General features: G+C 53.2%; 14 protein-coding genes. 4 read left to right on the top strand and 10 right to left on the bottom strand.

The annotated features are described in order from the left end of the window. Nucleotides 1–88: 88 nt before the first annotated feature. From BQ7483_RS16635 to BQ7483_RS18215, 3 genes are read right to left on the bottom strand one after another with little or no spacing between them, the layout of a single operon-like run. Nucleotides 89–1,378: an MgtC/SapB family protein gene (locus BQ7483_RS16635; protein ID WP_072546652.1), complete on the bottom strand. Its 1,290-nt coding sequence runs from the start codon at nucleotides 1,376–1,378 to the stop codon at nucleotides 89–91. Nucleotides 1,379–1,409: 31 nt separating this feature from the next. Then, a complete protein-coding gene (locus BQ7483_RS16630; protein WP_072546651.1) occupies nucleotides 1,410–1,901 on the bottom strand; it encodes a CYTH domain-containing protein in 492 nt (163 codons plus the stop codon). Further along, entirely contained in the window at nucleotides 1,902–2,036 is a 135-nt protein-coding gene (locus tag BQ7483_RS18215) for a hypothetical protein (protein ID WP_022019621.1), read from the bottom strand. Nucleotides 2,037–2,296: 260 nt separating this feature from the next. Here BQ7483_RS18215 and BQ7483_RS16625 point away from each other — a divergent pair, with 260 nt between their 5' ends. Both BQ7483_RS16625 and BQ7483_RS16620 read left to right on the top strand, forming a co-directional pair. After that, on the top strand, nucleotides 2,297–2,959 hold the full coding sequence (locus BQ7483_RS16625) for a hypothetical protein (RefSeq protein WP_204246018.1): 663 nt from the start codon (nucleotides 2,297–2,299) through the stop codon (nucleotides 2,957–2,959). Between the two features lie 179 nt (nucleotides 2,960–3,138). After that, complete coding sequence (locus tag BQ7483_RS16620; RefSeq protein WP_139247683.1) at nucleotides 3,139–3,555, top strand: hypothetical protein; 417 nt, start codon at nucleotides 3,139–3,141, stop codon at nucleotides 3,553–3,555. Nucleotides 3,556–3,914: 359 nt separating this feature from the next. On the opposite strand, the gene prfB is transcribed toward BQ7483_RS16620, so the two are convergent. Then, nucleotides 3,915–5,033: a peptide chain release factor 2 gene (gene prfB / locus BQ7483_RS16615; RefSeq protein WP_022019617.1), complete on the bottom strand. Its 1,119-nt coding sequence runs from the start codon at nucleotides 5,031–5,033 to the stop codon at nucleotides 3,915–3,917. A gap of 80 nt (nucleotides 5,034–5,113) precedes the next feature. Between prfB and BQ7483_RS16610 the strand changes: the two genes are divergently transcribed. Beyond that, nucleotides 5,114–8,041, top strand: a complete 2,928-nt coding sequence (locus BQ7483_RS16610; RefSeq protein WP_072546648.1) for a M16 family metallopeptidase — start codon at nucleotides 5,114–5,116, stop codon at nucleotides 8,039–8,041. A gap of 106 nt (nucleotides 8,042–8,147) precedes the next feature. On the opposite strand, the gene BQ7483_RS16605 is transcribed toward BQ7483_RS16610, so the two are convergent. From BQ7483_RS16605 to BQ7483_RS16595, 3 genes are all read right to left on the bottom strand, one after another. Further along, nucleotides 8,148–9,365 carry an acyloxyacyl hydrolase gene (locus BQ7483_RS16605; protein WP_072546647.1) on the bottom strand — a complete coding sequence of 406 codons (1,218 nt, stop codon included), beginning with the start codon at nucleotides 9,363–9,365 and terminating at the stop codon, nucleotides 8,148–8,150. A gap of 16 nt (nucleotides 9,366–9,381) precedes the next feature. After that, on the bottom strand, nucleotides 9,382–10,389 hold the full coding sequence (locus tag BQ7483_RS16600) for a hypothetical protein (protein ID WP_139247682.1): 1,008 nt from the start codon (nucleotides 10,387–10,389) through the stop codon (nucleotides 9,382–9,384). Nucleotides 10,390–10,472: 83 nt separating this feature from the next. Continuing rightward, nucleotides 10,473–12,278 carry an AMP-dependent synthetase/ligase gene (locus tag BQ7483_RS16595; RefSeq protein ID WP_072546645.1) on the bottom strand — a complete coding sequence of 602 codons (1,806 nt, stop codon included), beginning with the start codon at nucleotides 12,276–12,278 and terminating at the stop codon, nucleotides 10,473–10,475. A 199-nt stretch (nucleotides 12,279–12,477) separates the two neighbouring features. Between BQ7483_RS16595 and BQ7483_RS16590 the strand changes: the two genes are divergently transcribed. Then, nucleotides 12,478–13,548, top strand: a complete 1,071-nt coding sequence (locus tag BQ7483_RS16590) for a M20 family metallo-hydrolase (protein ID WP_072546787.1) — start codon at nucleotides 12,478–12,480, stop codon at nucleotides 13,546–13,548. 2 nt (nucleotides 13,549–13,550) lie between these two features. Here the strand turns inward: BQ7483_RS16590 and BQ7483_RS16585 are convergent, their stop codons facing one another. From BQ7483_RS16585 to BQ7483_RS16575, 3 genes are read right to left on the bottom strand one after another with little or no spacing between them, the layout of a single operon-like run. Then, nucleotides 13,551–14,843 (bottom strand): murein hydrolase activator EnvC family protein, encoded by a 1,293-nt coding sequence (locus tag BQ7483_RS16585; RefSeq protein WP_072546644.1) that lies wholly within the window; start codon nucleotides 14,841–14,843, stop codon nucleotides 13,551–13,553. Then, nucleotides 14,840–15,379 (bottom strand): DUF4292 domain-containing protein, encoded by a 540-nt coding sequence (locus tag BQ7483_RS16580; protein WP_407657234.1) that lies wholly within the window; start codon nucleotides 15,377–15,379, stop codon nucleotides 14,840–14,842. Before BQ7483_RS16580 ends, BQ7483_RS16585 begins: the two co-directional genes overlap by 4 nt. Nucleotides 15,380–15,426: 47 nt before the next feature. After that, nucleotides 15,427–17,217: a tetratricopeptide repeat protein gene (locus BQ7483_RS16575; RefSeq protein WP_072546643.1), complete on the bottom strand. Its 1,791-nt coding sequence runs from the start codon at nucleotides 17,215–17,217 to the stop codon at nucleotides 15,427–15,429. Between the last annotated feature and the right edge of the window lie 18 nt (nucleotides 17,218–17,235).

Here is a 17,235-nt window from a genome sequence, read left to right as displayed (position 1 = left end):
TGCTTTTCTTGTACCTACGACCATCTCGGAGTTAAAAAAGGTTAGTAAGGAAGAAGTAAAGGAAATGGCGGAGAGCAGGCCCGCATCCTCAAAGCAGATAGAAAAGAAGCAGCAGCACCAGATTGACGCCGATTACACCACCGAACCCACGCAGCATCCAAGGGCGCAAGGCGCTCTGACGCCCTGCAAAGAACAGCCCGTAGCACAGGTTCACGGCAATGTTGCTGATGATGGCCTGCAGACTGCAGGCCGTAATGACCAGCGTAGCCACCCCGCCTGTGCCCTGAAGCAGGTTCAGGATGAAAGGTGTAATGTCGCTGAAGCCGGAGATGAAGGACAACAGGTTCAAGCCTCCGGTACCGGCATAGACCAGCGTATAGTGGGTGACAACGGTAAACACCACGAAAAGCACGGCAAATATCAACGCGACCTTGAACTCCAGCGGGTTGCTGCTGTCGTCTTCCTCGACCTCACCCGCCACGGCCGCAGGCCGCTTCTTGTGCAGGAACCAGGCCACGCCGGCCGACACCAGCGACATGGCCAGCAGATAGGGATAGATGACAGCCAGCGTCTCCCGGCTGAAGATGCCGATCAGTATCAGAAAACGCAGGAACATCATGCTGACCGCCATCAGCATGGCAGCCACATACTCGGGCGCCTCTTCGGGCGTGGCCGTGCGGCTCTTGCGTGCCAGCACGGAGATGGTAGCCGTACTGCTGTAGAGCCCGCCGACGATGCCGGACACCAGAATGCCCGACTGATGGAACACGTAGCGGCGCAACAGATAAGAGAGGTAGGAGATACCCGACACGACGACGGTGGCCAGCCAGATGGCATACGGCGTCAGATGGATGCCGGGAATCAGATCGGACTTGGGCAGCATGGGCAGGATGATGCCGCTGATGGCCAGGAACTTGGCAAGCGTCGTCATCTCGTCGTTCTTCATGCGCTGCGCCAGCTCGGTGAAGGTATGCTTCAGCTCGGTGAAAAGCAGGACCGTCACCACGACCATCACGTAGAACCACGAAGGCTGGGTCACCACAATCGGAGCCAGGCAGTAGGCGATGAGGGCTATGACGATGGTCGTCACGCCGAAGACATGGTAGCGTGTCTGCTTCACGTAGTAGTTCAGCGCCAACAGTGCGCCGAGCACAAAGCCGCCTCCCATGAACAGCCGGTACTCCTCCGGGTCGAGGATATAGAGCAGATAGCCCAAAATGCCGATGAAGGTAAACGTGCGGTCGGTACCGAAGAGCGTAGTCTCCCCTTCGCGCTTCAAGCTGATTCGCCGCTGTGAAAGCCCGATGAGCAAAGAGAACAAGGTTACCAGTACAAAGGTAACCAGCTCTTCCGGCAGGTATTGATAAATCTGTTCCATACCCTTCCTCCCGTTGGGTCCTTATGTTGTCTTACGAATTGCCGTCCGCCTGCGTCTTCCACTCCGCATACGGATGCTTCATCAGTTGCGAATTGTAGTAACGCACGTCGCCCGTCACTTCCCGGCCGATGAAGGCCGGTTTTTCGAAAGGTTCCGTTTCCGAAGCAAGCTCCACCTCGGCCACCACCAGTCCCTGGTTGTCGCCATAGAACTCGTCCACTTCGAACACGTGCCTGCCGCTGCGCACCAGGTAGCGCGTCTTGTCTATCACGCCCGGTTCGCAGAGCTTCATCAGTTCCTCCGCCTCGGCAAGGGGGATTTCCCTCTCCCACTCGTAGCGGCTCATACCTGCGGCATCCGAAGCTCCCTTGATGGTGAGATACCCTTTCGTGTCACGGATCCTGACACGCACCGTCCGCCCCCGCGCACTGCAGATGTAGCCCTGCACAATGCGGCTGCTGGCATAGGCCTGCGACTTATATTCTCCCCGGACCAGGAATTTCCGTTCGATTTCCTGTCCCATTTATGCCAAATATGCAAAAGCGACAAACATCAGGATGGCTATGATGACCGCTGCTACGCCCAGACCGATTATCACTTTCTTGCCCTGCTGTTCTTCCTTGCGCGTGTGCATCACTTTCTTTTCTTTCTTTCCCATAATACTGTATCATTTAAGTTCAACGTTTTAACAAAGTAAGGGAGAATTCGGGAAGAATGCAAGCGAAACGGGATATTTTTTCAAGCACTCATCATTCTTGTTTTTACAATTTCAGTTTGCGCATCGACAAATATCCGTATCTATCAGCCTACTTTTTTATAAAAACAATCCGGAGTCACCTGTTGAAAACATGAAAGAAAAAAAACTATATTTGCCGCACTTAACCCGTATCCGCTTAGTCAAACAAATATATGATGGAAATGAAACAGATACTTAATGACTGGCAAGGGCTGTTCCCCACCTTATCCAAGTACACGCCTTCCACCTTGTACATGAAGGCCGATTTTGTTCTGATAGGGCTCAGGCTGGAGAAAGTCATGTCTGACACCTATCGGGTTGTTTTGGAATGCCTGCCACTATGGGAACAGGACAAAAGCAGAATGAGAATACCTGTTTTCTCATGGGAACTTTATGACAAGAAAGGCATACAGTTCTTCATCAAGGCTTCATTGCACGAATATCTGTTTCCAACAGCGGCCAAGTGTGCCAAAGAACAATTCGGAGTGCTTTTGAAAGAAAACATTCTGTCGGGCGACCTGTGCCGGTGCATCCAGGAAGCCTCCTCTACGTTTGCAATCAAACACAATCCCATGAACTGGCACCGCATCTTTGCATTCAAACTGGCGTTGGCCACTTTTTTGAACGACGCCCGCTTGCTTGCAGAAGTAAGGCAAGAGATAGAAAAGGAAGCCAGGCATTGGAATCCGGACCGCTTCTCCGCACTGTTCCTGAGGTCTAAGGAAGAGTGGAAAGCCGACTTATACCACCAGTTTGAAGACAGAGAAGCGTTGCTCGAACGTATTCATGCAAACATGGATGACAAGAAACTGACCAGATTGAAATCGTCTCATATCTTGTTATAACCGAAAGAAACATGAAAAGAATCGTACGCACCTGCTGCCTGCGGGCACAGCTTCCGCTGCCGACGATTAAATTCTGATGGGCGGCTTGCCCAAATTTTCAACATAAGTCGAGAATTATACCGAACCGCTGGAATATTTAGCTCTATTTTGTAATTTTGAATCCGAATAACCTGAACGACATGAAAGAACGTAAACGATACCTGCCCCTCCTCCTCTGCCTCCTCGCCCTGCTGGTTGCCGGGAGCGGCTGCTCCATCGGCGAAAGCGACTATCCCGAAGGAGGCGGAGCCACCACGTGGGAGCTGTGCGACCACACTTGGGAGGCCAACTATTCGCTGGACGACGGTACGCTGGTCAACCATCAAATCATTTTCTATACCGGCGGGCAGGGCGAAGAATCGCTGCTATACAATTATTATGGCGAGGTGTGGGAGGAATACTACACCTTCTACTGGCGCTGGGCCAACAGCCTGCAAAACTCCATCGCGCTGAGCTACCCGGGAGGAGGCACGCTCTACATGGATCACGTCTACATCAAGCTCGACCTTTTCTCGTGCCTGCTCGACGGTATGTTCGTGACTTTCCGCGGAAAATAAACCATCCGGCAGCCTTGACGCAAGCCGAGGGAAGAGTTTCAGAAACAAACAGCTTCATCTGCTAGATAGTATATTTTATTGACAAAGCAAAAGTAAATTCGGTTTCGATCTCTCCTCCTTGAAATAAATGGGTTTAAACCCTAAGGTACCTATGTTTGAAACATAAAGGGGGAATGTTTCAAACATAAGGTCCCGAAGTTTCAAACCTTCCCTATAGAGGCCTTTCAACGCATCAAAAATTCCCTTTTGAGGATTACAGGAAGAAGCGATAATTTTTATTTATAAAAAGAGGAAGTGACCTCCTTATTCAGTCACTTCCTCCATCATATATATAATAAGTATAAAAGCTATCGCTCACCTTACGCCTCGCCCGCTCCTGCGAACTCCATCAGGTAAGCCTTGACGAAACCGTCTATCTTGCCGTCCATCACGCCGTTCACGTCGCTGGTCTGGTAGTTGGTGCGATGGTCCTTCACGCGACGGTCGTCGAAGACGTAGCTGCGGATCTGCGAGCCCCACTCAATCTTCTTCTTGCCCGCCTCAATCTTGGCCTGCTCGGCCATGCGGTGCTTCATTTCCTTGTCGTAGAGCATGGAGCGGAGGAGGCGGAGGGCATTCTCGCGGTTCTTGGGCTGGTCGCGCGTCTCGGTGTTCTCAATCAGGATTTCTTCTTCCTCGCCCGTGTAGGGGTCCTTGTACTGGTAGCGCAGACGGACGCCGGACTCCACCTTGTTCACGTTCTGGCCACCCGCGCCGCCGCTTCGGAAGGTATCCCAGGAGATGCGGGCCGGCTCGATGTTCACCTCGATGGTATCGTCCACCAGCGGAGTGACGAACACGGAGGCAAACGACGTCATACGCTTGCCCTGGGCGTTATAGGGCGACACGCGCACCAGGCGGTGCACACCGTTCTCGCCCTTCAGGTAGCCGTAGGCATAGTCGCCGCTGATTTCGATGGTACAGGTCTTGATGCCTGCCTCGTCGCCTTCCTGCAGGTTGGCGATGGTAGCCTTGTAGCCGTGGGTCTCGGCATAGCGCAGATACATACGCATCAGCATGCTGGCCCAGTCCTGGCTCTCCGTGCCACCGGCTCCGGAGTTGATTTTGAGCACACAGTCCATCTGGTCGGCTTCCTCGCGCAGCATGTTCTTCAGCTCCAGGGCTTCGACGGCTTCGGCAGCCTTGGCATAAGCCTCGTCCACTTCCTCTTCGGTCACCAGGTCGTCCTTATGAAAATCGAACGCCAGCTGCAGTTCGTCCGAAAGAGTCTTCACTTCGTTGTAGCCGGAAATCCACTGCTGGAGTCCCTTCACTTTCTTCATCTGTGCTTCGGCAGCCTTCTGGTCGTCCCAGAAGCCGGGTGCCTGCGTGCGGAGCTGTTCTTCCTCCACCTGGATTTTCTTGCCATCAATGTCCAGGTAGCGGTTCAGCGCCTCGGTACGGTCTTTGATATCTTTCAGTTGTTCAGCGGTTATCATAATAAAAATACTTTGTTTCGGAGTGCAAAGGTATGAAAAAAACGAATAACTTTGCAGTTATCAATCTAATAAGTCTATTTATGAACGCATTACTCAAGAAAATCGGCCTGCCGCTGCTCTGCTTGGCAGCCTTGGGCCTGAGTAGCTGTACGCAATCGAAGTACAGCTACGAGACAGTTCCCAACGACCCGCTCCAGGCGCGTATCTACACGCTGGACAACGGCCTGAAAGTGTACATGACCGTCAACAAGGACGAACCTCGCATCCAGACTTACATTGCCGTACGTGTGGGCGGCAAGAACGACCCCGCCGAAACCACCGGTTTGGCCCACTACTTCGAACACCTGATGTTCAAGGGCACCAACCACTTCGGCACCATGAACTACGAAGCTGAAAAGCCCTTGCTCGACCAGATCGAACAGACTTTCGAGGTCTATCGCAAGACTACCGACGAAGCCGAACGCAAGGCCATCTACCACACCATCGACAGCCTGTCGTACGAAGCCTCGAAATATGCCATTCCCAATGAATATGACAAGCTGATGGCAGCCATCGGCGCCAACGGTACCAACGCCTACACCAGCTTCGACGTAACCTGCTACACCGAGGATATCCCCAGCAACGAAGTGGAAAACTGGGCCAAGATTCAGGCCGAGAGATTCAAGAACTGCGTCATCCGCGGCTTCCATACTGAACTGGAGACGGTGTACGAGGAGAAGAACATGTCGCTGACCCGCGATGCCCGCAAGGTGTACGAACAGACGCTGGCCGCCCTCTTCCCCCACCATCCCTACGGCACGCAGACCGTGCTAGGCACACAGGAAGACCTGAAGAACCCCTCCATCACCAACATCAAGAACTACTTCAAGACGTGGTATGTGCCCAACAACATGGCCATCTGCCTCAGTGGTGATTTTGACCCCGACCAGATGATTGCCACCATCGACAAATATTTCGGCGACATGCAGCCCAACCCCAACCTGCCGAAACTCAACCTGCCCAAAGAAACCGACATCACGGCTCCCGTGGTACGTGAGGTACTGGGTCCCGAGGCCGAGAACGTGACCCTGGCCTGGCGCTTCCCCGGCGCAGCCAGCAAGGAACTGGAAACGCTGCAAATTGTATCGCAGATACTGTACAACGGACAGGCCGGCCTCATCGACCTCGACCTGACGCAGCAGCAAAAAACACTGAGCGCCTACTGCTACCCGATGGCCATGAGCGACTACAGCGCCTTCATGATGGCCGGACGCCCCAAAGCCGGGCAGACGCTGGACGAGGTGAAGGACCTGCTGCTGGGCGAACTGAAGAAACTGCGTGACGGCGACTTCGACGAAAGTCTGCTGGAAGCCAACATCAACAACTTCAAACTCTACCAGCTGTACCAGCTGGAAAGCAACAGCGCCCGTGCCGACTGGTTCGTGCAGTCGTTCATCAACGGCAGCAACTGGGCCGACGAAGTGACTGCCCTGGACCGCATGGCCAAGCTGACGAAGCAGGACGTAGTGGACTTTGCCAACAAGTACCTGAAGGACGACAACTACGCCATCATCTACAAGCGTCAGGGCAAGGACCCCAACGAGATGAAGATTGCCAAGCCCGAAATCACTCCGATCGTGATGAACCGCGACACAGCCAGCGCCTTCCTGAAGGAACTGCAGGCCGAGGCCAAGAACGTGACGCCCATCGAGCCTGTCTTCCTGGACTACAGCAAGGACCTGAGCCAGCTGACTACCGGCAAAGGCGTGCCCGTACTCTACAAGCAGAACACCTCCAACGACCTCTTCCAGTTGATTTACCTCTTCGATATGGGTAACAACCAAGACAAGGCGCTGGGTACCGCCGCCCAGTATCTGGAATACCTGGGTACCTCGGACATGACGCCCGAACAGGTGAAGAGCGAGTTCTACCGCATGGCCTGCTCGTTCTACGTATCGCCGGGCAGCCGACGCACGTATGTCACCCTCTCCGGCCTCAACGAGAATCTGCCTGCTGCCATGGCGCTGTTCGAGAAGCTGCTGGCCGATGCACAGGTGAACGCCGAAGCCTATACCAACCTGGCCAACGACCTGCTGAAGGCACGCAAGGACGCCAAGCTGAGCCAGGGTACCAACTTCGGCCGCCTCATCAGCTACGTGAACTATGGCCCGAAGAACCCCGCAACGAACTTGCTGAGCGAAGCCGAACTGAAGAACATGAATCCGCAGGAACTGGTGGACCGCATCCACAGCCTGAACAGCTACAAGCACCGCATCCTGTACTACGGCCCAAGCAGCGACAAGGAACTTGTGGCCCTGCTCGACAAGGAGCACCGCACGCCCGCCACGCTGAAGGACGTGCCTGCCGGCGAGGACTTCAAGCAACAGGCTACTCCTGAAACAAAGATTTACCTGGCTCCCTACGAGGCCAAGAACATCTATATGTCACAGATTTCCAACCGTGGCGAGAAGTTTGACGCAGCCATCGAGCCTGCCCGCCAGCTCTACAACGAATACTTCGGCGGAGGCATGAACTCCATCGTCTTCCAGGAGATGCGTGAGAGCCGCGGACTGGCCTACTCGGCCTGGGCCGGACTGAACAAGCCGGGCTATGCCGACGAGGACTACTACTTCATCTCGCAGATTTCGTCGCAGAACGACAAAATGCTCGACGCCATCAACACGTTCAACGACATCATCAACAACATGCCGCAGTCTGAAACGGCCTTCAAACTGGCCAAGGAGGGTATGATAGCCCGCCTGCGCACCGACCGCATCACGAAGATGAGCGTCATCTGGAACTACATCAATGCACAGGATTTGGGTGAGACAGTGGACAGCCGCATCAAGCTCTTCAACGACGTGCAGGGCATGACGCTGAAGGATGTCATCAACTTCCAGCAGAAATGGATCAAGGGACGCACGTACAGCTACGGCATCCTGGGTAACAAGAAAGAACTCGACATGGAGGCACTGAAGAAGATCGGTCCGGTTATCGAACTGACGACTGAAGATATCTTCGGATACTAAAACTGAACGGTTAACGGTGAGCGGTTAGTGGTTAGTGGTGATACTGACGACTAACCGCTTTTTTATGCCAACCACTTACCACTAATCACTCACCACTAACCGCTAATTAACGTTTCCCGAACCGCCAGCCCAAGCCCAGCATCAGGTTGTTGGGGTCCTTGAAGTCATGCAGCTGGTAGCCCACGTGGAGGAAGAGGCGGGGCGTGACAAAGGTCTTGAGCGCCAAGACCTGATAGAAACCGCGGGTATCCTCGCCCTGCTGGATGAGGTTCCGGCCGAAACCTACGTTTACCGAGAAGATGGGCATATTCAGTTCAGCACGGAGCGACAGACCTACGGCAAACTGCTCGCGGAAAGGCGGGCGATAGAATTTCAGGTCGCCTCCGCTGGTTCCCTCCACATGATGTGCCTTCAGATTGGCACTCTCGTCGTATTGCGCGTCGAGCGACGCACCGGCACGGAAATACTTGTTGACCCGATACATGGGATTGAAGTTCAGACCGACTACGGCAAACGATCCGGGAATCAGCTCGGCACCGTTGTCCAGAAAAAGTCCCCGGCGACGGGTAGAACCATAGAGCACCACGTCATAGCTGATGCGGTCGGCCACAGACGAAGCCTCTTCTTCCCTTCCGACAGAAGCCGTCGCAGGTTCCGCCGCACTGTCTCCGAAAGTACGTACCAGCCCGATGCGCGCTCCCACCGTATTGACACCCGAATTAGGATAGTTTGTATTACCGTTCGAGTAGTGGGTCAGATCGACACCCGCCGTCAAGTTCCATTGCGGAGCCACCTGCCAGTTCAGGAAGAAGCCGGCATTGATGTAGGCGTTGATGCGCGAACCCACCACATCATTATAATAATTGGTTTCGGGATTATACTGCTTCCAGCCAAACGAGGCTCCGAAGTTCCACTCATAATCCAGCGTCAGCCCCGGAGCCAGCTTTGCGATACGCGAACCCTGAAAAGCATAGACCGCAACAGGTGTCCCGACTTCCGACGAATTGAAGAAGGTGTTGTAGGCCACACCGATGCCCTGATAGGCATAAGGATACAAGCGTCCCAAACGGGAGTCGGGCGAAAAGCGGAAGGCATATTTCAGATGAGCCGAAAGAGCCGTGTTGATGGGTTCGCCCACCGCATTGTTACCTCTAAAAAAACTGCTGGTGGGAAATACATAGCTGGGGCGCAAGTCAAAGCCAATGCTGTGCAACGGACGGTGGCGGAGTGTATCCGACGATTGCTGTAAAGACTGGGCCCGAACGACGCCGCCGGCAAACGGCAGGCAGAGAGCTGTCAGGAGAGCAAGAATAGTCTTCTTCATGGAAAGAGTCAATAGATTATTTATTGATGTTCACATCGCGTACGGCAGTTGTCAGCGAATAGCTTTGCGGAGTGTAAAGGTCGGCCCGGCCTTCCAGCACGCGGCGGCGGTCCGTCTGCGGGCAACTGGCATAAATCTTATAGGGAACGCTGGTATAACGGAACCAGCACTTCACGGTGCACTCTACCGCCTTGCCGGGCGGTACGACAACGGTATCTGTCACGGCCAACAGTTCGTCGGACAAGGGAAATTCATAGTTTTCACCCGAGAGCGGAAGTTCGTCGCCCAGCAAAGCAGGACTATTGTATTTGTCCAGGCGGGGCACGGGGACGACAGGCATCTCGGTACCGAACATCTGGAACAGTGACGGGTCGATGCCGGGGTGCCACTCGTCGCCACCTCTGAAGGTGAAACTTTGCCGGAAACTGTCATAAGGATGAAGCGGATATTTCCAGGGATTGTCCGTAAGATTGGTGGGAGAAATCACCATCCGATCTGTTCTCGCACTGTCTTGCTCCAAGTACCAGGAATCCAACGAATAGACGATACTGTCCAGCCGGTAGCGGGGTGAGGGTTCGAGAAGCAGCTCCACTTCGCGGTATTCGTACTCGTTGCCCACACCGAGGGAGAGCCGGCACGACTCCAGCCCGATGTTTTCGGCGTCCGAGATTCGCAGTTTCTTTCCTCCTGTACGCTCCAGTGTGAGCGAAAACTGCGGATAGCTGACCACGTATTTCGCCAGCCCGAGGTCACTGAAGTGGAAGGGGACGTCGAAATAGAGCTGGGTGCCGTCGGGGGCATAGATATCTCCCTGGATTTCTTCATACTGATCTTTCTTTTCCAGAAAGAGGCCGCGTACGTACCAATTGTCGCTGCCGAAGCGGAGGGTGGAGGCCGAGCCATCGGCGGGCACTTGCATGTTGTCTGTCGCGGGGGCGCACGAGTCAATGAAGACATCGGAGTTGCAGCCGCACAGCACAGCCATCAGAAAGAATATGGATAAAAGAGGAAAAGCTCTCTTCATGGCGTTCATAGTTTTAATTGGGTTACAAAGGAATGAAATATTATTCAGAAATCCAATAACCCAATCAAACTATCAACATATGTTCACTCTTCGTACATCCGATCGATAACCTCCTTATAGTTCTGGGCAACGACTGCCCGCTTCAGTTTCAGTGTATTGGTCAGCTCGCCACGCTCCATACTGAAAGGTTCGGGCAGCAACGTGAAGCGCTTAATCTGCTCGTAATGAGCAAACGACTGTTGCAGGGTATCAATGCGGTCGCGGTAGAACGCCACGATGGCAGGATGCTGCAGCAACTCGGCACGGTCCTTGCAGACAATGCCTTGTTCGCGGGCATACTTTTCCACCAAGTCATAAGCCGGTACAATGAGCGCCGAAACAAACTTCCGCTGGTCGGCAATGACAGCTATCTGGTCGATGTAGCGGTCTACAATCATACGCGTCTCCAAAGCCTGCGGAGAGATGTATTTCCCGTTCGAGGTCTTGAACAGGTCCTTGATACGTTCGGTCAGATACAAGGTACGTCCCTCCAGCCGTCCGGCATCACCCGTATGGAACCATCCGTCCTTGTCTATGGCAGCAGCCGTCGATACCGGTTTCTTGTAGTAACCCTTGGTAATGGTCTTGCCACGGAGCAGTATTTCGTTATTTTCACCGATCTTCACCTCCAGGTCGGGCATCACTTCGCCCACCGAGCCGATGACATAATTCACAGACGGGAAGCAGGAAACCGTAGCGGTAGACTCTGTCAGTCCGTAACCCACTACCATGTTGATGCCCACCGAGTGGACAAACTCACACACTTCATCCGACACAGCTGCTCCAGCAGTAGGAAAGAACGTGCCATTCTCAATACCGATGGTCTTCTTCAGCAAGGCATAGACCGTCTTTTCGTAGAATTTATACTTGAGATGCAACATCAAGGGAGGATTCTTCCCCTGACGCACGTATTGCAGGTTGTGTTCCCGGCCCACCTTGATGGCATCGAGAATCATGGCTTTCCGCATCCCCGACTCCTGGGCAATGCGCTCCTGCACGCCCTGATAGACTTTCTCCCAAAAACGAGGAACACTGCACATCATCGTCGGACGCACCTCCTTAATGGCCATCTGTACATCCTGCGGATGCAAGTTGATGCAAATCTGCACACCACGCTGAATGCAAACATACGTCCAGCCCCGTTCAAACACATGCGTCAGCGGCAGGAAACACAATGACACGTCACGGTCTGATATAAAGGGCAACCGAATCTGATGGGTACGGAAAGCCTCCAGATAATTGGAATGATGGAGCATTACTCCCTTGGGTTCACCCGTCGTACCAGATGTATAAAGGATGTTGGCCAAATCGTCAGGGGATGCCTGTGCCGAGCGGGCCTCCACCACTTCGTTGAAGGGCAAACCCTCGCCCAGCTTCATGAACTCATCGAAATAGACGGACGTCATGTCACGGGGATCGCGCACCACGCTGCGGTCGAAAATAATCAGCTGTTGCAACGACTGGCAAAGCCCGAACACTCGGAAAGCCGCATCGTACTGAAACTGTTCTCCCACAAACAGGAAACGAATCTGGGCATCATTGATAATATATTGGGCCTGGGCAGGCGAACTGGTGGCATACAGGGGAATTGTGACCGCCCGATTGGCAAACGCCGCAAAATCGACAAACAGGCATTCCGGTTTGTTCTGTGAGAAAATGCCTACGTTTTCCTGCTCCGCAATGCCCAACGCCACCATCGCATTGGCAGCCTGACGCACGTTCTGCGAAAACCGGTTCCACGTAATCGGAATCCATTGTTGCGTTCCATAGTCCCTGTATTTCAGGGCCACTTTTTCTCCATACTTCTCTGCCTGGCGGTGAACCAATACAGATAAATGATGATAAACCATGATTGTGCGATTTGGTTAATATGTTGCAAAGTTATTAGTTTTATTTGAAACTAATTCATAAAAAGCAAATAATTGTAACATTTTCTTCGTATTGTTCCGTGAAAATGCCCCACTAAGAAATAACAAGGGAATCGGAAGAATGTTCCGAATTTATCCGTATGTTTGCAACCGGAAACAGACTAAAGACAAAATGAAAGACATGAAATACGATATTCCCGCTCTGACCGCTGAAGCTGTCGGCCTGCTCAAAGCGCTGATCAGCATTCCCTCCGTCAGCCGCGACGAGGAAAAGGCAGCCGACTGCCTGCAACAATACATCGAACTGCAAGGCATGCAGACCGGCCGTAAAGGTAATAATGTATGGTGTCTCGCTCCCGGATTCGACCTGAAGCGTCCCACCCTGCTGCTCAATTCGCACATCGATACCGTAAAGCCCGTACAAGGTTGGCGCAAGGATCCCTATACGCCCCAGCTCGAACCGAACGGCAAGCTCTACGGGCTGGGCAGCAACGACGCAGGTGCCAGCGTAGTAAGCCTGCTGCAGGCCTTCCTCACGCTGTGCCGCACCGCCCAACATTACAACCTCCTCTACCTGGCCTCGTGCGAAGAAGAAGTATCGGGAAAGGAAGGTATCGAAAGCGTCCTGCCCCAACTGCCACCCATCGCCTTCGCCCTTGTGGGTGAACCGACGGAGATGCAGCCCGCCATCGCCGAAAAGGGACTAATGGTACTGGACGTTACCGCGACTGGGCGATCGGGCCATGCCGCCCGCAACGAGGGCGACAATGCCATCTACAAAGTGTTGGACGACATCGCCTGGTTTCGCGACTATCAATTCCCAAAGGTATCTCCTCTGCTGGGGCCCGTGAAGATGAGCGTGACGATGATCAATGCCGGCACGCAACACAACGTCATCCCCGACCGCTGCACATTCGTGGTTGATATCCGCAGCAACGAGTGCTATACCAATGAAGAACTGTTTGAAGAAATCAAGAAAAACATCCATTGCCAGCCGCAGGCCCGTTCGTTCCGTCTGAGCTCGTCGCACGTATCTCCCGAGCATCCGTTGGTACAGCGTGCCGTTGCCATGGGCCGTACTCCTTTCGGCTCACCCACCCTCTCCGACCAGGCCCTGATGCCCTTCCCCTCCATGAAGATGGGGCCCGGCAAGAGTGCCCGCTCGCACACGGCAGACGAATTCATCTTCGTCAAGGAAATTGAAGAGGCCATCGGACTGTATCTGGAATTGCTGGACGGAGCAGAGCTGTAACGTCACCGGTTGAGCCACGGTTCAGGGTTGAGCTTCTCCTTTTCCCTGCGCAGCTGGAAGTGAAGCACCGTGCGCCCGCCGTCTGCCCCGTCGGAGAAGATAGATCCCAGTGTCTGCCCTGTCTTTACGACATCATCAGCCTTGACCGAAGCCGAAGACAGGTTGCAATAAACGGAGATATAGGCACCGTGACGTACCAGGATATTGAACAGGCCGTTCAGCTGGAACACGGCAGCCACCTTACCATTGAAGACAGCCCGGGCCTGCGCACCCGGCTTGGCCTGTATGTCGATACCCTTGTTGTCGAGCTTCACACCCCGCAGTCCGGGTACGGTATATTCGCCGTAATGACTGGTAATGATATAAGGACCAGTAACGGGTACAGGAAGCTTTCCCCGGTTATTGGCAAAAGTACCAGACAGCTGTCGGTCGGCCTTGTTCATCGTATACGTTTCCAACGGTGCAGCCTTCGGACGGTCTGATGACGCTGCTTCGCTCTTGCCTCCGGCCTTCTTGCGGGCTGCCGCCTCCCGCCGGGCTTCCTCTTCGGCCCGTTTGCGAGCCTTCTCTATCTCTTCAGCAATCAGGCGGTCGATACGGGCATTCAGTTGATTGGCCTCTTTCCGTTTCTTGCTGATCTCACTCTGCAGGCTACGCTGTTTCTTGCGCAAGTTGTTCACCAGCGCCTTCTGTTCCTTTTCCTGTTGTTCCAGACGGGTCTTTTCATCCTCTCGTTCCTTCAACAAATCTTCCTTGGCCTTGCGTGCCTGTGTCAGCTCAGCCCGCTTGTTGCTGATCTGTGTCTGTTTCTTCAGGATTTCTTCCCCTTGCATACGCTGGTAGGAAGCGTATTCGCGCACGTAACGCAGACGCCGATAGGTCTGTTCCAGAGTAGAAGCTGAAAAGATGAACAACAACTTGTCCTGAATCGTGTGGTTGCGGTAAAGGTAATTGACCGAAGCGGCATATTTCCCCTTCTTGTCCTTCAGTTCCTGTTGCAATCGATTGAGCTGGCGTTGCAGGGAAGTCAGTTCCTGATTGATGAGCTCCACATCGTGATTGATGGACAGAATATAGCGTTTACGCTCTTCAATCTGCCCCGTCAATGCCGCCAGGCCTTTCAACTGGCTGCCGACATTTTTTTGCGTTGACTTCAAAAGGCTTTCCGACTCAGCAATCTGCTTCTGCAAGGCACCACGTCTGCTTTCCAGCTCCTTTATCAGCTTGTTAGACTGAGCCATCAACGGCAACAGCAGACAGAGGCAACCCGCCAACACACACAAGAACCGCTTCATAGGCTCATCAGCAATTCAAGGATTTCGTACAATTCTACCCGCTGGTAACGTGAAGAAAGCTGCGTCGGCGTCAAATTGAAGGGCTTCGTAGAAAAGTCCGTAAGCTCAATCTTCCCCTTTTCCAGCGAAGGAATGCCCAGTTCGCTACCAGTCAACGTATTCTTTCCGCCCGGACGTGAAGCTGCATACAATAATTTTTCCAAGTGCTGGAAAGTGGCCTTCTTGGGAAGTATACCTTTCAGCTCCTGGCGGGAAGCTTGTACATAACGCTTGCCCATGCGATCCACCAGAATCACTTCCTCAGGAGTAACATCAATACGAGCTACCTCCGAGCGCAAAATAGGCATGAGGAAGGAGAGCTGCATACGTTCACCCGCCTTCAGCTTCATCGTGCCGTTGACCGTCAGTACGGCATCCTTGGAAGGTACCGTCAGAACGACCTTGGACGAAAGGAAACCGGTTTCTCCCTTGGTTCCCTCTGCCTGACGAGAGGTCTTACAACCTGCCAGACCTATTAACAAAGCCATGAGCCACATCAAACGGACCAATGGCCGACAACAGAATATCTTTATAGTTTTCATCATCATTCAGTCTTTTGTTCCGGTTCACGGATGTACTTCCGCAACTTTATCTTCTGTTTCAAGGTTTTCGAATCACTGCCCATGTCGAGCGCCTGCTGCCAGTACTTCACGGCATCCTCCACTTCACCCGCCATGTAATAGATGTCACCGCAATGCTCCACCACTTCCGCACTTTTTTCTTCGTCGCTCTTCATGGCCTGGTCGATATACAGACGGGCCTGGGCATAATTGCCTTTCTCAAACAAGATCCAAGCATAGGTATCCAAATAGGTGGCGTTCTGCGGTTCAGCTTTTACCGTCTTGTAACTCATTTCCTCTGCCTTATCCAAATTCTTTCGTTCCAAGGAAAGATAATAGGCATAATTGTTCAGCGCGCCAATGTTGTTCGGATTGTAGACCAAAGCCGAATCATAGGCGGCATAGGCCTCCTCGTTCCGCTTCTTCATGTGCCAGGCATCACCGATGATGGCATAGAAGTCTGACACTACCTCCTTCGGACTGTTCTTGGTGACATGCGTCAATGCCTTGCGGGATATTTCGAGTACATCGTCCGTACGTTCAGCCTGATTATAGGCAATTGCCAGATAGAAATAGAACTCCAGCATGTCCGGATTGGACTCTACGCCCGCCTCGCACAACCGGATGATTTCCTTATAATCTTCTCCCCGCACCGCTTCACCCAACAGTGTCATGCGGGCAGCCGTATTGGTCGGATCGATGTCGAGTACCTTGTTGAGCACCGGCACCGACTGCTTGTTCATCCCCTTGGAAAGAAGGTATTGGGCATAAAGCATCGGCATGTTGGCATCATCGGTATCCTGCTCCATGATGCGGTCGAACAAAGTGATGATACGTGTGCTGTCTTTACCAGCCTGTTCGTTCTGCACAATCAACCTGCGCATTACGTTCAGTTTGGTCACCGGTTCCACTTTCTTGTTCAGGAGGATGGTGTCCAGCTGCTGGTCGTAGAGTTCCTTCTGCCCAGTCTCCTCGTAATAGGAAGCCATGGAATAGAGTGCCATCGCATTATCAGGTTCTTCGGCCAACACCTTCTGATAGAGCGCATGGGCCTCCTCTGTCTTACCATTTTCCAGATAGACATCGCCAAGTACTACCTGATAACGGAGTTCGTTTGGATACTCGGCCACCAGGCTTTCCATTTCACGGAAGGCGTTCTTACGGTCTTCCTGCTGCAAATAGATACGGAACTTCTCCATACTGATCTGTTCGCTCTTGCCCAGCTTTTCTTCGAGCCGGTTCAGAAGTGCCAGTACCCGATCGTACTTCTGCTGGCGATTATAGATGTCCAGCAGATTGTATACAGGATCCAGCTTGTCGGGGAAGCGTACCGCCATATCCTCCAACAAGTTGACAGCCTTATCCGTTTCTTTCTGCTGCTGATATAAGTTTACCAGTCCCTGCGCATACCAATAATTGTCAGGAGCATAGTGCACAGCCTTTTCCAACGAAGCTACCGCCTGCTTTTCCTGCTTCAGAGCCATGTAGTACTGGGACAATTCGAACAAGGCCGAAGGAGCATTGGGGCGGATACGCAGGCAATATTGCAGCAAGTCGAAAGCTGCATCATACTTCTGCAAAGTCTTCATCCGCACAGCTTCCAGGAAGAAATAATCGTACTTGCGCTGGAGAGCCGGCGCCAAGGTATCGGCAGGAATAGCCATTGCGGCATCTGCCGACATTCCCGCTCCGTTTCCTTTACGAACCATCCCGCACGAAACCAGCAGGCACACCGAGAGCAGTACTCCCAGCCATCTATTCAGTTTATGTTTCATCACTCGCTTCATTCGTTT

It is taken from the genome of Mediterranea massiliensis (assembly GCF_900128475.1).
Lineage (GTDB): Bacteria > Bacteroidota > Bacteroidia > Bacteroidales > Bacteroidaceae > Bacteroides > Bacteroides massiliensis_E.
Note: the sequence above shows the minus strand (reverse complement) of the source record. Positions and strands in the feature narration are given on the sequence as shown.